Source organism: Ruegeria sp. H7 (assembly GCF_056532945.1).
This window is the reverse complement of the sequence record NZ_JBQFNZ010000012.1, coordinates 37,461-50,657: the sequence shown is the minus strand read 5'-3', so window position 1 is coordinate 50,657 and position 13,197 is coordinate 37,461. Positions and strand designations below refer to the sequence as shown.

Genomic DNA, 13,197 nt, shown 5'->3' with positions numbered 1-13,197 from the left:
ATGATAAACCCAACCCAGATTGCGCAAAGCACAAGCCAGATTCAGACGGCAGCCAGCACTCAAAGCTCGGCCATTGCATCCGATTTCGAAACCTTTCTGCTGATGATGACCACACAGGCCCAGAATCAGGACCCGTTGGAGCCGATGGATTCCACCGAATATGCCTCGCAGCTTGCGCAGTTTTCGATGGTTGAGCAGCAGGTGCAGACCAATGATCTGCTATCCTCGCTGACAGCCAGCATGGGGGGGCTGAACCTTGGCGAACTGGCGAATTGGGTTGGAATGGACGTGCGCTCGACCGCGGGGTTCCGGTTCGAAAACGCGCCCGTGACCTTGTTCGCCCAGCCCGATGATGCGGCGGACAAAGCGACGATGATCATCCGGGATGAACAAGGCGCGGTTGTCAGCCGGACAGATGTGCCGCTGGATCAGACCGAGTTTATCTGGGCTGGTACCGACGCCGACGGCAATCCGCTGCCCCCCGGAACCTACACGGCCACGCTCCGCAGTTTTCAGGATGGTGACCGGTTGTCGGACACGCCCGCCGCCTCATACAGCCGGGTGGTAGAAGCCCAGATCGGAGACGGGTCGATCCTGCTGACCCTTGAAAGCGGGCAGGTTGTTCCCACCGATCAGGTCACAGCCGTGCGCGCGGGCGCTTGAACTGACGGGCCGGGCGGGCCAAAGCTAGGCCATTCGCGACTCGCTTGAAGAACTGGTTAACGCCCTGCCCGACCTGCCCAAACCTCCGCCCGACCTTGTCCAGCAGCTGATCGACAAAGCGCTGGTTCATGAAGGTGCGCGTTTCGAGACCCTATATGGCGGGCGGACCAATCAGGTCTGGAAGGTGCTTGGCGGCGATTGCGACAGGGTTTTGAAACTCTATAGCTCATCCCTGCGCAACCCTCTGTTTGGCAACGATGCCGAACTGGAAGCCCGCTGCCTGAAAGCGCTGGAACCCACCGGATTTGTGCCTCGGCTGCGCGCCGCAGGGCGGTACCAGCAGGACCGCTGGGTGTTCTACGACCACGCGCCCGGATCACCCTGGGACAAGGAGCCCGAGCCGGTGGCCGAGCTGCTTTGGGATTTGCACCGGCAGCAATTTCCGGTTCCGGCACCAGAAGGGTGCAATGGCAGCGCGGATCTGGAACAGCACGGGCTAAGAATCCTTGATCGGTGTTCGTCCCAAACCCTTCAGACGCTGCTGGACTTGCGGCCCTCACACTCGGTCGAACCGATTTCTGATGTTTGCCTGATCCATGGCGATCCTGTGCCGGGCAACATTCTGGTGGCAGATACCGGTTTGACCCTGATCGACTGGCAATGTCCGGCGTTGGGGGATCCTTGTGAGGATTTGGCGATGTTCCTGTCCCCGGCGATGCAGAAACTATACCGGGGGGCGCCTTTGGCGACCGATCAGACAGAACGGTTCCTGACAGCTTATCGGGATAAGGCGATTACGGTCCGGTACAGACAGTTGCACCCATGGTTCGCCTGGCGCATGGCGGCGTATTGTCTGTGGCGGATGGAAAACGGTGCACCGGATTACCGGCACGGTTTGGAACTTGAGATCGAGGCACTGCGCTGATCCGAACTCACCAATCAGCGATCGACATGGCCGCATAAGCAGGCGGCAGAACCGCGCGCCGCCACCTGCCAAGGGGAAATCGCTGCGGAGGCTGTGTCATCGGACCGGGCAGCCCGGCATCTTGTCCCAGAGCCAATCGCGCCAAGGCCCGGCCACAATAGGTCCCCATTGCAACGCCGTTGCCATGAAACGCAAAGCCCGCGAACAGGCCGGGTTGCCGGGGCACCGGGCCCGCATAAGGCACCAAACCGCGAGACAGGCACACCATGCCCGACCAGATATGCGTGATCTCGATCCCGGCCCAGGCAGGGAACATTCGCCTGAAATCCCTTTGCACCTTGTGACGAATTGCGGCCTCGGCCCGGTCCGAGGATCGCAGTCCACCGCGCATCCCAAACAGAAACCGCCCGTCGGGCATCAATCGGAAATAGTGCAGCAAATGCCGCGTGTCATAGCACATCTGATCCGAGGTCCAGCCCTGCGCCATCTTCTCGGCCTCGGTCAGGGGGCGTGTGATCAGAACGGTGGATTGCGCCGGTAGATACCGGCCTGACAACCAGTCCGGCACATCCTCGCTTGAATAGCCATTGGTGCAGATCAGGACCGTGTCGGCCTGTGCACAGCCGTTGGGGGTGGTCAGCCGAAACCCCGGCCCGGATTTCTGGACGCGCTGAACCGGGCTTTTTTGGTAAAGCTGCACCCCCAGATCATGTGCCGCGCGCGCGAGTCCAAACAGATATTTGCGGGGGTTCAGGCCAAAGCCGACGGGATTCGTATAGCCGCCATGAAACGGGCCGTTCAGCCCCAACGCGGGCAAGTCGTTGGCCTCGTGCAGGGTGCCGTTCTTGTCTGCATGCCGACGCAGACGGGTCATTGCGCGCTTGGTATGCGCCAGTTGGGTTTCACCTGCGGAATGTGTGTCGGCATCGATCTCATGCTTGTTCAGCAACCCGGCGACCAGCTGGACCGCATCCTGTTCTGCCTGCCCGTAGGCGTCCGCCTCCTGTTCGCCGAACCGGCGCGCCATGGTCCTGTGGCTCAGCTTTGAGCCGCCCAGACAGCAAAACCCGCCATTGCGACCCGAGGCACCCCAGCCGGGGGTTTCCGCCTCGAACACCGCGACTGAGGCCCCGCCTTCCGTCAGATGCAGCGCGGCAGAGACGCCGGTGAAACCTCCGCCAATTATGGCGACATCGACGCTCTGATCACCTTTCTGCACCGGCCAATCGGGGCTGGGGCTGGTTTCATCCCACCAACACCCCGCGCGCGGGCCGGGGCCGTAGGTATAGCCGGGAAAAATGCGCCTCATTCCGTTCGGGCAGCAGCCATTTCATCTTGTCGCTGCCGCATCATCGCGCGTTTTGTCACCAACGAGGCGGTGATCACGCCAATTGTGACAACCGCGATCATGATCGTCGACAGAGCGTTGATTTCCGGACTGACCCCCAGACGCACGGCAGAGAATATCCGCATTGGCAAGGTCGTGGCCGACGGGCCTGAGGTAAAGGAGGCGATCACCAGATCGTCCAGCGACAGGGTGAAGGCCAGCAACCAGCCCGAGATCACGGCAGGCGCGATAATCGGCAGGGTCACCAGACGAAACGCTTGCGCCGGAGAGCACCCCAAATCAAGTGCGGCCTCTTCCAGCGACTGATCGAACGTCACTAGCCGCGACGAGACGACGACGGACACAAAGCACATCGAGAATGTCGTGTGCGCCAACACAATGGTCAGGATGCCCCGATCCAATCCGATGCCGATGAACAGCAACAGCAGCGACAATCCGGTGATGACTTCGGGCATCACCAGCGGTGCATAGATCATGCCCGAAAACAGGGTGCGGCCAAAGAAACGCCCTCCGCGCACCAACACATAGGCGGCAGCAGTGCCCAAAACGGTGGCGATCGTTGATGAGAACACGGCCACGCGCAACGTCACCCATGCGGCATCCAGGATCTGTTCGTTCTGGAACAGCTCGCCATACCATTTGGTCGAGAAACCCGCCCAGACCGTGACCAGCTTGCTTTCATTGAAGCTGTAGATGATCAGGATCAGCATCGGGATATACAAGAAGGCGAACCCCAGCGTCAGCGAGACCGTGTTGAACCAGCTTAACCTGCTCATTGTTCGGCCTCCGTCTGTTTTTGCTGGTTGCGCTGGAACAGCACAATCGGGATCACCAGGATCAACAGCAGGACAACGGCGACGGCACTGGCGACAGGCCAGTCGCGGTTCGAGAAGAACTCTTCCCACAGAACCTTACCGATCATCAGCGTGCCCGAGCCGCCCAGCAGGGACGGGATCACGAACTCACCAATTACAGGGATCATCACAAGGAAGCAGCCCGCGATTATGCCGGGACGCGACAACGGGATGGTCACCAGCCAGAAGGCTTGCATCCGTGAACAGCCCAAATCCTCGGCAGCTTCGATGAGGGATTCGTCCATCCGTTCCAGTGCGGAATAGATCGGCAGGATCATGAAGGGCAGATAGGTGTAGACGATGCCGATATAGACCGCCGTGTTGGTGTTCAGGATCGTCAACGGGGTCGAGATGATGCCCGTCCAGAGCAGCAGTTGGTTCAGATAACCTTCGTTCGACAGAATGCCCATCCACGCATAGACGCGGATCAGGAACGAGGTCCAGAACGGCAGGATCACCAGCATCATCAGCGTCGGCCGCCATTCCTCGGGCGCGCGGGCCATGCCATAGGCGATCGGATAGCCCACCAGCAACGTGAAAAAGGTCGAGATCACGGCGATTTTTACGCTGGACAGATAAGCCTTCCAATACAGGTCATCCTCGGTCAGCCAGACGAAGTTTTCGAAATCCAACTGGCTGAAGAAGTCCTTGATCCCGGCCCATCCCTGCGACAGGTCCAGCGTCGGCGTATAGGGCGGGATCGCCAGTTCAGTGTCGGACAAAGAGATCTTCAGAACAATGAAGAACGGCACCATGAACAGCGCCAGCAGCCAGACATAGGGAACGGCGATCAGCAGGGCGCGGCGCATCAGTTCGCCAGCAGAACCGCAGCCGTCGCTGTCCAGGACAGCCAGACCGGGTCTTCCCATGTGAACGACCGGCGCGAGATGCGACGGGTATTGGCGGATTGCGCCTTGATGATCGTGCCGTTTGCCAGTTCGACGTGATAGGTGGACAGATTGCCCAGATAGGCGATGTCATGCACCTTGCCCTGAATGGCATTGATCGCGTCCGTTGGGCGATCTGCGGAAATGGTCACCTTCTCGGGCCGGATTGCCAGATGGCAGGATTGGCCATTCGAGAACCCGGCGTCCGAGGTTGCGGTCAGCGGGGCCTGCCCTTCGGCCCAGTCGATCTGATAGGTATCCTGACCGTTCGATGTCGCGCGACCTTCGATAATGTTCACATCGCCAATGAAGTCTGCGACGTAGACCGAATTCGGGGTCTCATAGATGCGATCCGGCGTGGCGACCTGCATCAGCCTGCCTTGATCCATTACGGCAACGCGGCTGGCAACGGTCATCGCCTCTTCCTGATCGTGGGTGACGATCACAAAGGTCGTGCCGGTTTTTTCCTGAATGTCCATCAGTTCGAACTGCGTGTCCTGCCGCAGCTTTTTGTCCAGCGCCCCCAGCGGTTCATCCAGCAAAAGCAACCTGGGCGCCTTGGCCAGTGACCGCGCCAACGCCACCCTTTGCCGTTGACCGCCCGAGATCTGATGCGGTCTGCGGCGGGCAAATTGCTCCAACCGGGTCAGGCGCAGCATTTCCTCGACCCGATCCTCAAGATCATGCTTGGGCATGTTGTCCCGGCGCAGACCAAAGGCGATGTTGTCCCATATGCTGAGATGCGGGAACAGCGCATAGGACTGGAACATCATGTTCACCGCCCGCTTGTTCGGCGGGATCGGGTCAATGTCCTGACCGCCCAGCATGATATGCCCTTCGGTCGGGGTCTCGAACCCTGCCAGCATCCGCATCATCGTGGTCTTGCCGCAACCGGACGGGCCGAGCAGAGCAAAGAATTCCCGTTCGAAAATGTCCAGCGACAGGTTGTCGATGGCGGTAAAACCGCCGAACCTTTTGGTCACATTCTGGAACTGGATAAGTGGTTTCGCCTGCGGGTCATCCCACGGCGCAAAGACTTCGGTGTTCAAAGCGGCCCCCGTCGATCTCTACGGACAAAATGAACACGGGGCGGTCCACCCGCCCCGTGTTGAATGATCAGGTGCCTGACTTGATCTTGGTCCACAGACGGGTCACGACCCGCTGGGTTTTCGACGGGTATGGCGTCGTGATGTAGAGGTTCTGCATCGTGGCCTCATCCGGGTAAATCGCCGGATCGCCGATCACGTCCTCGGCCAGAAATTCCTGCGAGGCCTTGTTGCCGTTGGCGTAGTACACATAGTTCGACGCGGCGGCCATGTTATTGGCGTCCAGGATGAAATCGAGGAACTTATGCGCCCCTTCCGGGTTCGGCGCATCCGCAGGAATGGCCATCTGGTCGAACCACATCAACGAGCCTTCGGCAAACGGGTGGTATTCAATCTCGACCCCGTTATCCGCCTCGGCCGCGCGGTCCCGCGCCTGAAGGATATCGCCCGACCAACCAACGGCGACGCAGATATCCCCGTTTGCCAGCGCGTTGATATATTCCGAGCTGTGGAATTTCTGGATATGCGGGCGCACCGCGGTCAGAACACCTTCGACCTTCTTGATCACATCCGGATCGTGGCTGTCCGGGTCTTCACCCAGATACTGCAACGCCATCGGTATCATTTCAGATGGTGCATCCAGGAAATGCACACCGCATGAGGCAAGCTTTTCCATGTTTTCTGGTTTCAGAACCAGATCCATGCTGTTCAGCGCCACATCGTCACCCAAGGCTTCTTTGACCTTGCCGACATTCACGCCAATTCCAGTCGTCCCCCACATGTAGTTGATGGAATGGGCGTTGTTCGGATCGTAACCCGACGTGCGGTCCTGGATGACATCCCAGAGGTTTCCGGCATTCGAAAGCTTGGCTGTGTCCAGTTCCTGAAAGGCGCCCGCTTGGATCTGGCGCTGAAGGAACGTGCCCGACGGCACCACGACATCATAGCCCGATCCACCGGCCAGCATCTTGGTTTCGAGAACCTCGTTGCTGTCGAACACGTCGTAGATCAGCGTCAGACCTGTTTCTTCCTCGAATTTTTTCAGAAGGTCCTCATCGATATAGTCGGACCAGTTGTAGACACGCACCTCGTCGGCAAAGGCCGCCGAAACCCCCAATGCGATGACCGCTGTCAGTGTCAGCGTTTTGATTGACATTTTCTTCTCCCTGCAAGTGTCCCGATATTTTCCCGGTTTTTTGGATTTGATCAAGTTTTGCGTTTTTCAGCCGCACGCAGTATGCTTCCATGACGGTTCAAACCCGGCAAGCTGTCGGCTTGCAAATTGGAATGAACCACTTGGATTTGATCAAAAATAAGGCATCTACGACAAAGATGGACGGCAAAAAAAGCCCAGTACATGAGCAGGTGTACCAAACACTGAAATCGCAGATCCTGTTCGGCGATCTGGTTCCGGGTCAGCCCGTAACGATCCAGGGACTGACTGATTCGCTTGGGGTCGGGATGACACCGGTACGCGAAGCGATCCGTCGTCTGATCTCGGACGGGGCGTTGGTGTTTCAGGGCAATCGCAGGGTCAGTGTTCCGCTGGTTTCGGACTCGGATATCGCGCAGATGATCTTTGCCAGAAAGTCAATAGAATCAGAGCTTTCACGTCTGGCGGCAGCCAATCTGAAACCTTCCGATATCGACGCGCTGGAACGGTTGGACCAGCGCCTTGATCGTATGATCGCGGATGGCGATGTCAGCGGATACCTGCAATTGAACTATGCGTTTCACGAGGCGCTGTATGCCCACGCCAACGCCCCGATTCTGCGCGATCTGGCCGAACGGTTGTGGCTGCGCTTCGGCCCCTCGCTGCGTGTCGTCAGCGGGCGTTTCGGAACGCAAAGCCTGCCGGACAGGCATAAAGACATCATTGCCGCCCTGCGCAAAGGAGACGCCGAAAAAGCCGCCCTGGCCACTGCGCAGGACATCGAACAAGGGATGGAGCTGATGGTCGGCGCGCTGGCCACCGCCTAGGCAACAGCGATTCGATTGACAGCAAAAAATTTGATCATATTCTGAGTGCCAACTGCTGCAGGAGGTTTCAGGATGTCCACCATCACCAATCACATGCCCACGGCCGAGTTGCAGGCACTGGACGCGGCGCACCACCTCCACCCGTTTTCCGCCAATGGGGCGCTGGGTCAGGAAGGGGCGCGGGTGATCACGCGCGCCAAAGGTGTCTATCTGACCGACAGCGACGGCGAAGAGATTCTGGATGCCATGGCCGGTCTGTGGTGCGTGAACATCGGCTATGGGCGCGATGAACTGGCCGACGTGGCCGCACGTCAGATGCGCGAACTGCCCTATTACAACACCTTCTTCAAAACGACCCATGTTCCCGTTATTGCGCTGGCGGCGAAAATTGCCGAACTGGCTCCGGGTGATCTGAACCACGTGTTCTTCGCAGCCGGCGGGTCCGAGGCCAATGACACCAATATCCGTCTGGTCCGCACCTACTGGGCCGAGAAAGGCCAGCCCGACAAGAACATCATCATCAGCCGTCACAACGCCTATCATGGCTCGTCCGTGGGGTCGGCCTCGTTGGGAGGCATGGCGGGGATGCACGCGCAGGGCGGCATTCCGATCCCGAACATCCATCACATCAACCAGCCGAACTGGTGGGCCGAGGGTGGTGATATGTCACCCGAAGAGTTCGGCCTGGCCCGCGCCCGCGAGCTGGAAGAGGCCATTCTTGAACTGGGCGAAGACCGCGTGGCCGCCTTTATCGCCGAACCCGTGCAGGGCGCGGGCGGTGTGATCGTGGCCCCCGATACCTACTGGCCCGAAATCCAGCGAATTTGCGACACATACGACATCCTGCTGATCGCGGATGAGGTGATCTGTGGCTTTGGACGGACCGGCAACTGGTTCGGGTCGCAAACCGTGGGCATCCGGCCCGATATCATGACAATCGCCAAGGGGCTGAGTTCCGGCTACGCGCCGATTGGCGGCTCGATCGTCACCGACGAGATTGCCAAAGTGATCGGCGGCACCGAGTTCAACCACGGCTACACCTATTCCGGCCATCCCGTCGCTGCTGCGGTCGCGCTGGAAAACCTGCGCATTCTGGAAGAAGAGAAAATCGTCGAGCATGTCCGCGACGTGGCCGCGCCCTATCTGAAACAGAAATGGGAGGCGCTGGCCGATCATCCGTTGGTGGGTGAGGCCAAGATCGTCGGCATGATGGCCTCGGTCGCGCTGACCCCGGACAAGGCCAGCCGCGCCAAGTTTGCGTCGGCGCCGGGCACCGTGGGCTATATCTGCCGCGACCGCTGCTTTGCCAATAACTTGATCATGCGCCATGTGGGCGACCGAATGATCATCTCTCCGCCGCTGATCCTGACCCCTGCGGATATCGACGAGATGTTTGTGCGGATCTACAAATCGCTGGATGAGGCTCAGGCAGAAATCATCGCGCAGGGGCTGATGAAGGCGGCGTCCTGACATTCTGACACTGGCCGGAGACGACCTAACGTCTCCGGTATCGCCGTGCGCAACCGCTATTTCTGCGCGATGGATTTGAGGCCAAGCAGGATGGCGGCGCCGATCATGAAGCCGCCGCCAGTGCGTTCGATCCAAACACGCGCGGTTCCTTTGAACCGCTTGGCAATCCAGCTTGCGCTGAACCCGTAGGCCGACAGAAACACGCCATCCATCGCGATATAGGTCGCGCTCAGGATCAGGAATTGTGGCCAGAAGGCACTGTCGGCAGAGATGAATTGCGGAAACAGAGCGGCAAAGAACACGACCGCCTTCGGATTGGCCGCCGAGGTCAGAAAGCCTTGCATCCACAGGGCTTTCAGGGATGCCTTGGGCCGGGCCTCATCCAGATGCGGATCGTCCGGCTTGGCGCGACGGATCATCATGAACCCAAGCCACAGAAGATAGGCAACACCCGCCCATTTGATGACGGCCAGCGCAGTGCCCGAGGCCGCAACGATGGCGGCCAAGCCCAGACCGGCGGCCAGCATCTGCAGCGCATTTGCGGTCAGGTCCCCTGCCGCCGTTGAGAGCGCACGTTTGAACCCATGTGCGCCGCTATTTGACAGCATCAGCAATTGGCTCGGTCCCGGGGTGCTCATCAATGCAAGCACCGTCAGGACGTAGATGGTCCAGGTTTCGATAGTCATGTGATCACCTTCTGCATCTCGCGAAGGCTATCACCAATTCCCTGAAACGCCAGCGCGCATTCACCTCAACCGTTCCAGCAACTTCAACGTCGGATACCCGTCCGGCAGCAACCCCTGCGCCAGTTGATAGGCCCGAACCGCATTGATCGTGTTCGGCCCGGTGCGCCCGTCGATGCCCTGCGTGTCGAACCCCGCATTGGTCAGGCGGGTTTGCAGCTCTTTCTTTTCGGTGAAACTGAGTATCCGATCCCCCCGAGGCCAGTCACTCTGAAACGGTGCGCGCCCGGCCAGACGTTCTGACAGGTGACCGATCCCGATCACATAGGCATCCGCGCCGTTATAGGCCTCAATCACGCGGAAATTGTCGAAGATCATCAGCGCCACGCCCTGCCCTCCGGCGGGCAGCAGGATTGCGGCCTGCCCGTAGTCGCGCACGGGTTTACCATCGCGCCCAACCACACCTCGGGCCGCCCAGTCCGACGGCATCAGAGTATAGTCCCGCTTGGCCGTGGCATAGTCGAACCCATCCGGCAGTCGTACCTCGACCCCCCAGGGCTGTCCTTCGGTCCAGCCATGTCGTGCCAGATAGGCAGCGGCAGAGGCCAGCGCATCCGTCGGATCGTCCGACCAGATATCGCGCCGCCCGTCGCCATCGAAATCGACGGCGTGGTCCAGATACGAGGTCGGCATGAACTGCGTATGCCCCATCGCCCCGGCCCAACTGCCGATCATCCGACCCGCGCTGACATCCCCGGCCTGAACGATCTGCAAGGCGGCGATCAACTGCGCCTCAAAGAACAACGCACGGCGGGCATCAAAGGCCAGAGTGGCAAGCGACCTTATGGTCTGGTTGTTGCCGCGATACGATCCGAAGGACGTCTCCAACCCCCAGATCGCCGTCACGACCTCTTTCTCGACGCCATACTGCGCCTCGATCCGGTTCAGCACCGCGCCGTGACGATCCAACGCCGCGCGTCCGTTGGCGATACGCGTGTCCGAGACGGCGCTGTCCAGATACTCCCAGATTGGCTTGCTGAACTCGGCCTGATTGCGGTCGCGCCGGATGACGTCCTTGTCGTATGTCAAACCCGCCAAGGCCCGGTTCAGAGTGGTCTGCGAGATGCCCTGATCCCGCGCCCGATCCCCGAACGCCCCCAGCCAGGCCTGAAACCGCGCGTTCCCTGCCGCCGACACCCGCACCACCTCAGCCGACGGCCGGGGCACCGGGCGAATTGACGTTGTCACCTCCGCCGAAGCTAATTGGATTTCGCCCTCCAATGGCCGAGACTCGGGCCTTGGAGACTGTTCTGTCGCTGACGCCTGCACGATGGATGCCCATAATGCGGCGGTCATGACGCCACCTACGCATTTACGCATTCCGTTTTTTCCTGATTACTGCTCAACCTCGAGGATAGCGCAAAATCAGGTATTCTCAAAGCGCTCAGCGCTCGTCCTCGCGCGCTTGTGCTTGGCGTTCGGCACGGATACGCGCAAGCACATCGCGCAGCATCGGCACGCGATTGGGGCGAAAGCTTTGATCCGTCACGGACATGTCGCGGATCCGGTCCAGCCGGAAGACGCGGAAATCCTGCCTGAGATGACACCAGCTGAGCAACACATTCGAGCGGTCCATATAAACAATGCTCAGCGGATCGACCCGCCTGCGGGTCTCATCGCCCTTGGCATCGGTATAGGCAAACTCGATCGTCCGCTCATCCCACGTCGCCTGCCGCAGCTCGGCGACCTCGATCGTCGGCGCGGGTGGACGCGCAAATCGCGTCGCGGCCAGCACCGCGTGGCTAAGCCTGTGAGACTGGCGTGGCGGCAACCGCCCCTGCAACTTGCGTAATGCGGCGCTGGCGGCCTCTGACAGGGCCGGATCGCCGATCACCTGCACTTCGCGCAGGCCCAGAACCAGGGCCTCAAGCTCGTCATCGGTGAAGCCAAGCGGCGGCAGAGTTGCATCTTCAATCAGGGTGAATCCGAACCCGGCCTCGCCGTCGATAACGGCCCCAAGGCCGCGTAACGCATCAATGTCCCGATGAATCGTGCGCGGCGACACGCCCAGATCCTCGGCCAGTTGCACCGAGGTTTTCGGGGACGGGCCAGAACGCAGGGCTTGCATCAATTGGAACAGGCGGGCGGTGCGGGACATGATGTATCCTAACTTACCCCTAATGCCAGAAACTGTCATCAGGTGCGTCTAGGGTCTGGCCATCCCCAATGACGGAGCCACAGATGCTGACCCTACTGACCTTCCCCTCGGCCTTTGGCGTGTTCAGCGCCAGCCCGTTCTGCGTGAAAACCGCGCTGATGCTGCAGCACTCCGGCCAAAGCTGGCAGCGATCCGACATGCTGGACCCCCGCAAGATGCCGCACCAGAAACTGCCCGTCCTTCGCACGCCTGAACGGCTGATGCCCGACAGCGACCTGATCCGCGAATGGCTGGAGCATCAGGGCGCCAATTTCGATCAGGGCCTGACGGATGTGGAAAAGGCACAGTCCCGCGCGTTGATCCGAATGGTTGAGGAACACCTGTATTTCCACATCGTTTTGGATCGCTGGGGCAATGATCAGGTCTGGCCCATCCTGCGCGAGATGTTCTTTGACGGAATCCCGGCACTGATCCGCAAACCGGCCTCGAACGCGATCCGCAAATCCGTTCTGAAGGGGATCAGGACCCAAGGCATTGGCCGCTTTTCCCTGAACGAACGTCTGGACAGGGTCGAACGCGATCTTGAGGCGATCTCGGCCTATCTGTGGCAATCGCCGTTTCTGCTGGGCGAACGCCCGACGGCGGCGGACATGAGCGTTGGGCCCATGCTGGCCGCGATGCGTGCCACCCCTGCCGATACCCCCCTGACCCGTCGGATCAAACAGGATAACCTGCTCAACAGCTATGTGGATCGGATGGAACAGGCAGTACCGCTGGCATGACACAGTTCGAGGACCCCGCCGTCGCCGCAGCCTTCGCGGCCTTGCCACCAGAGACCCGCGCCGGTGCGTTTGCCTTGCGCAATCTGATCCTTGAGACGGCCAGCGACCTGCCCAGCGCGCAACCGCTGCAAGAGGCGCTGCGCTGGGGTCAGCCTGCGTATCTGGCGCCCAAGGGCTCGACCATTCGGCTGGGCGGGCACAAATCCGCGTGCTTTGCCCTGTTCGTGCATTGCCAAAGCCGGTTGATGGGTGATTTCACCAGCGCCTTTCCGGGTGAAGATCGGATCGACGGAAATCGCGCGGTTCTGTTCGATGACGTGGGCCAGATCGATCCGACCCGCCATGGCTGGCTGATCGCGCGGGCGCTAACCTATCGCGTTACAGCGAAAGGCAAATGAAAA

The 13,197-nt window shown here is 60.1% G+C and carries 15 protein-coding genes; 6 read left to right on the top strand and 9 right to left on the bottom strand.

Translation table 11 applies throughout. From position 1 onward, the window contains the following. On the top strand, positions 1-663 hold the full coding sequence (locus tag ACR0AC_RS19800; RefSeq protein WP_480875585.1) for a flagellar hook capping FlgD N-terminal domain-containing protein: 663 nt from the start codon (positions 1-3) through the stop codon (positions 661-663). Here the strand turns inward: ACR0AC_RS19800 and ACR0AC_RS19795 are convergent. After that, positions 638-793: a hypothetical protein gene (locus tag ACR0AC_RS19795; protein ID WP_170455293.1), complete on the bottom strand. Its 156-nt coding sequence runs from the start codon at positions 791-793 to the stop codon at positions 638-640. The genes ACR0AC_RS19800 and ACR0AC_RS19795 overlap by 26 nt on opposite strands. Here ACR0AC_RS19795 and ACR0AC_RS19790 point away from each other — a divergent pair. Then, complete coding sequence (locus tag ACR0AC_RS19790; protein WP_480875635.1) at positions 728-1,588, top strand: phosphotransferase family protein; 861 nt, start codon at positions 728-730, stop codon at positions 1,586-1,588. The genes ACR0AC_RS19795 and ACR0AC_RS19790 overlap by 66 nt on opposite strands. A 7-nt stretch (positions 1,589-1,595) precedes the next feature. On the opposite strand, the gene ACR0AC_RS19785 is transcribed toward ACR0AC_RS19790, so the two are convergent. The 5 genes from ACR0AC_RS19785 to ACR0AC_RS19765 all read right to left on the bottom strand — a co-directional run bounded on the left by ACR0AC_RS19785 (position 1,596) and on the right by ACR0AC_RS19765 (position 6,879). Further along, on the bottom strand, positions 1,596-2,897 hold the full coding sequence (locus tag ACR0AC_RS19785) for an NAD(P)/FAD-dependent oxidoreductase (protein ID WP_480875582.1): 1,302 nt from the start codon (positions 2,895-2,897) through the stop codon (positions 1,596-1,598). After that, positions 2,894-3,712, bottom strand: a complete 819-nt coding sequence (locus ACR0AC_RS19780) for an ABC transporter permease (protein ID WP_480586225.1) — start codon at positions 3,710-3,712, stop codon at positions 2,894-2,896. Before ACR0AC_RS19780 ends, ACR0AC_RS19785 begins: the two co-directional genes overlap by 4 nt. After that, entirely contained in the window at positions 3,709-4,599 is an 891-nt protein-coding gene (locus ACR0AC_RS19775) for an ABC transporter permease subunit (protein WP_480627143.1), read from the bottom strand. The genes ACR0AC_RS19780 and ACR0AC_RS19775 overlap by 4 nt, the downstream gene beginning before the upstream one ends. Next, entirely contained in the window at positions 4,599-5,726 is a 1,128-nt protein-coding gene (locus ACR0AC_RS19770) for an ABC transporter ATP-binding protein (RefSeq protein ID WP_480627104.1), read from the bottom strand. The genes ACR0AC_RS19775 and ACR0AC_RS19770 overlap by 1 nt, the downstream gene beginning before the upstream one ends. Positions 5,727-5,793: 67 nt before the next feature. Continuing rightward, positions 5,794-6,879 carry a polyamine ABC transporter substrate-binding protein gene (locus tag ACR0AC_RS19765; RefSeq protein ID WP_170455303.1) on the bottom strand — a complete coding sequence of 362 codons (1,086 nt, stop codon included), beginning with the start codon at positions 6,877-6,879 and terminating at the stop codon, positions 5,794-5,796. Positions 6,880-7,019: 140 nt separating this feature from the next. On the opposite strand from ACR0AC_RS19765, the gene ACR0AC_RS19760 reads away from it, so the two are divergent. Both ACR0AC_RS19760 and ACR0AC_RS19755 read left to right on the top strand, forming a co-directional pair. Next, a complete protein-coding gene (locus ACR0AC_RS19760; protein WP_480627103.1) occupies positions 7,020-7,703 on the top strand; it encodes a GntR family transcriptional regulator in 684 nt (227 codons plus the stop codon). Between the two features lie 72 nt (positions 7,704-7,775). Further along, entirely contained in the window at positions 7,776-9,173 is a 1,398-nt protein-coding gene (locus ACR0AC_RS19755; protein ID WP_170624643.1) for an aspartate aminotransferase family protein, read from the top strand. 56 nt (positions 9,174-9,229) lie between these two features. Here the strand turns inward: ACR0AC_RS19755 and ACR0AC_RS19750 are convergent, their stop codons facing one another. The 3 genes from ACR0AC_RS19750 to ACR0AC_RS19740 all read right to left on the bottom strand — a co-directional run bounded on the left by ACR0AC_RS19750 (position 9,230) and on the right by ACR0AC_RS19740 (position 12,014). Beyond that, positions 9,230-9,859 (bottom strand): LysE family translocator, encoded by a 630-nt coding sequence (locus tag ACR0AC_RS19750; protein WP_170455310.1) that lies wholly within the window; start codon positions 9,857-9,859, stop codon positions 9,230-9,232. 60 nt (positions 9,860-9,919) lie between these two features. Next, positions 9,920-11,236, bottom strand: coding sequence for a lytic murein transglycosylase (locus ACR0AC_RS19745; RefSeq protein ID WP_480875575.1), 1,317 nt, complete (start codon positions 11,234-11,236; stop codon positions 9,920-9,922). 64 nt (positions 11,237-11,300) lie between these two features. Further along, positions 11,301-12,014, bottom strand: coding sequence for a helix-turn-helix transcriptional regulator (locus tag ACR0AC_RS19740; protein ID WP_170624650.1), 714 nt, complete (start codon positions 12,012-12,014; stop codon positions 11,301-11,303). Positions 12,015-12,097: 83 nt separating this feature from the next. Between ACR0AC_RS19740 and ACR0AC_RS19735 the strand changes: the two genes are divergently transcribed. Further along, entirely contained in the window at positions 12,098-12,796 is a 699-nt protein-coding gene (locus ACR0AC_RS19735; RefSeq protein WP_480875572.1) for a glutathione S-transferase family protein, read from the top strand. Continuing rightward, positions 12,793-13,194, top strand: a complete 402-nt coding sequence (locus tag ACR0AC_RS19730; RefSeq protein ID WP_480586204.1) for a DUF1801 domain-containing protein — start codon at positions 12,793-12,795, stop codon at positions 13,192-13,194. Before ACR0AC_RS19735 ends, ACR0AC_RS19730 begins: the two co-directional genes overlap by 4 nt. Positions 13,195-13,197 lie beyond the last annotated feature (3 nt).

Excerpts from the sequence above, each read along its gene's own strand:
- ACR0AC_RS19800 (WP_480875585.1), top strand. The coding sequence starts at position 1 with ATGATAAACCCAACCCAGATTGCGCAAAGCACAAGCCAGATTCAGACG.
- ACR0AC_RS19795 (WP_170455293.1), bottom strand. The coding sequence starts at position 793 with ATGAACCAGCGCTTTGTCGATCAGCTGCTGGACAAGGTCGGGCGGAGG.
- ACR0AC_RS19785 (WP_480875582.1), bottom strand. The coding sequence starts at position 2,897 with ATGAGGCGCATTTTTCCCGGCTATACCTACGGCCCCGGCCCGCGCGCG.
- ACR0AC_RS19780 (WP_480586225.1), bottom strand. The coding sequence starts at position 3,712 with ATGAGCAGGTTAAGCTGGTTCAACACGGTCTCGCTGACGCTGGGGTTC.
- ACR0AC_RS19775 (WP_480627143.1), bottom strand. The coding sequence starts at position 4,599 with ATGCGCCGCGCCCTGCTGATCGCCGTTCCCTATGTCTGGCTGCTGGCG.
- ACR0AC_RS19765 (WP_170455303.1), bottom strand. The coding sequence starts at position 6,879 with ATGTCAATCAAAACGCTGACACTGACAGCGGTCATCGCATTGGGGGTT.
- ACR0AC_RS19755 (WP_170624643.1), top strand. The coding sequence starts at position 7,776 with ATGTCCACCATCACCAATCACATGCCCACGGCCGAGTTGCAGGCACTG.
- ACR0AC_RS19750 (WP_170455310.1), bottom strand. The coding sequence starts at position 9,859 with ATGACTATCGAAACCTGGACCATCTACGTCCTGACGGTGCTTGCATTG.
- ACR0AC_RS19745 (WP_480875575.1), bottom strand. The coding sequence starts at position 11,236 with ATGCGTAAATGCGTAGGTGGCGTCATGACCGCCGCATTATGGGCATCC.
- ACR0AC_RS19740 (WP_170624650.1), bottom strand. The coding sequence starts at position 12,014 with ATGTCCCGCACCGCCCGCCTGTTCCAATTGATGCAAGCCCTGCGTTCT.
- ACR0AC_RS19735 (WP_480875572.1), top strand. The coding sequence starts at position 12,098 with ATGCTGACCCTACTGACCTTCCCCTCGGCCTTTGGCGTGTTCAGCGCC.
- ACR0AC_RS19730 (WP_480586204.1), top strand. The coding sequence starts at position 12,793 with ATGACACAGTTCGAGGACCCCGCCGTCGCCGCAGCCTTCGCGGCCTTG.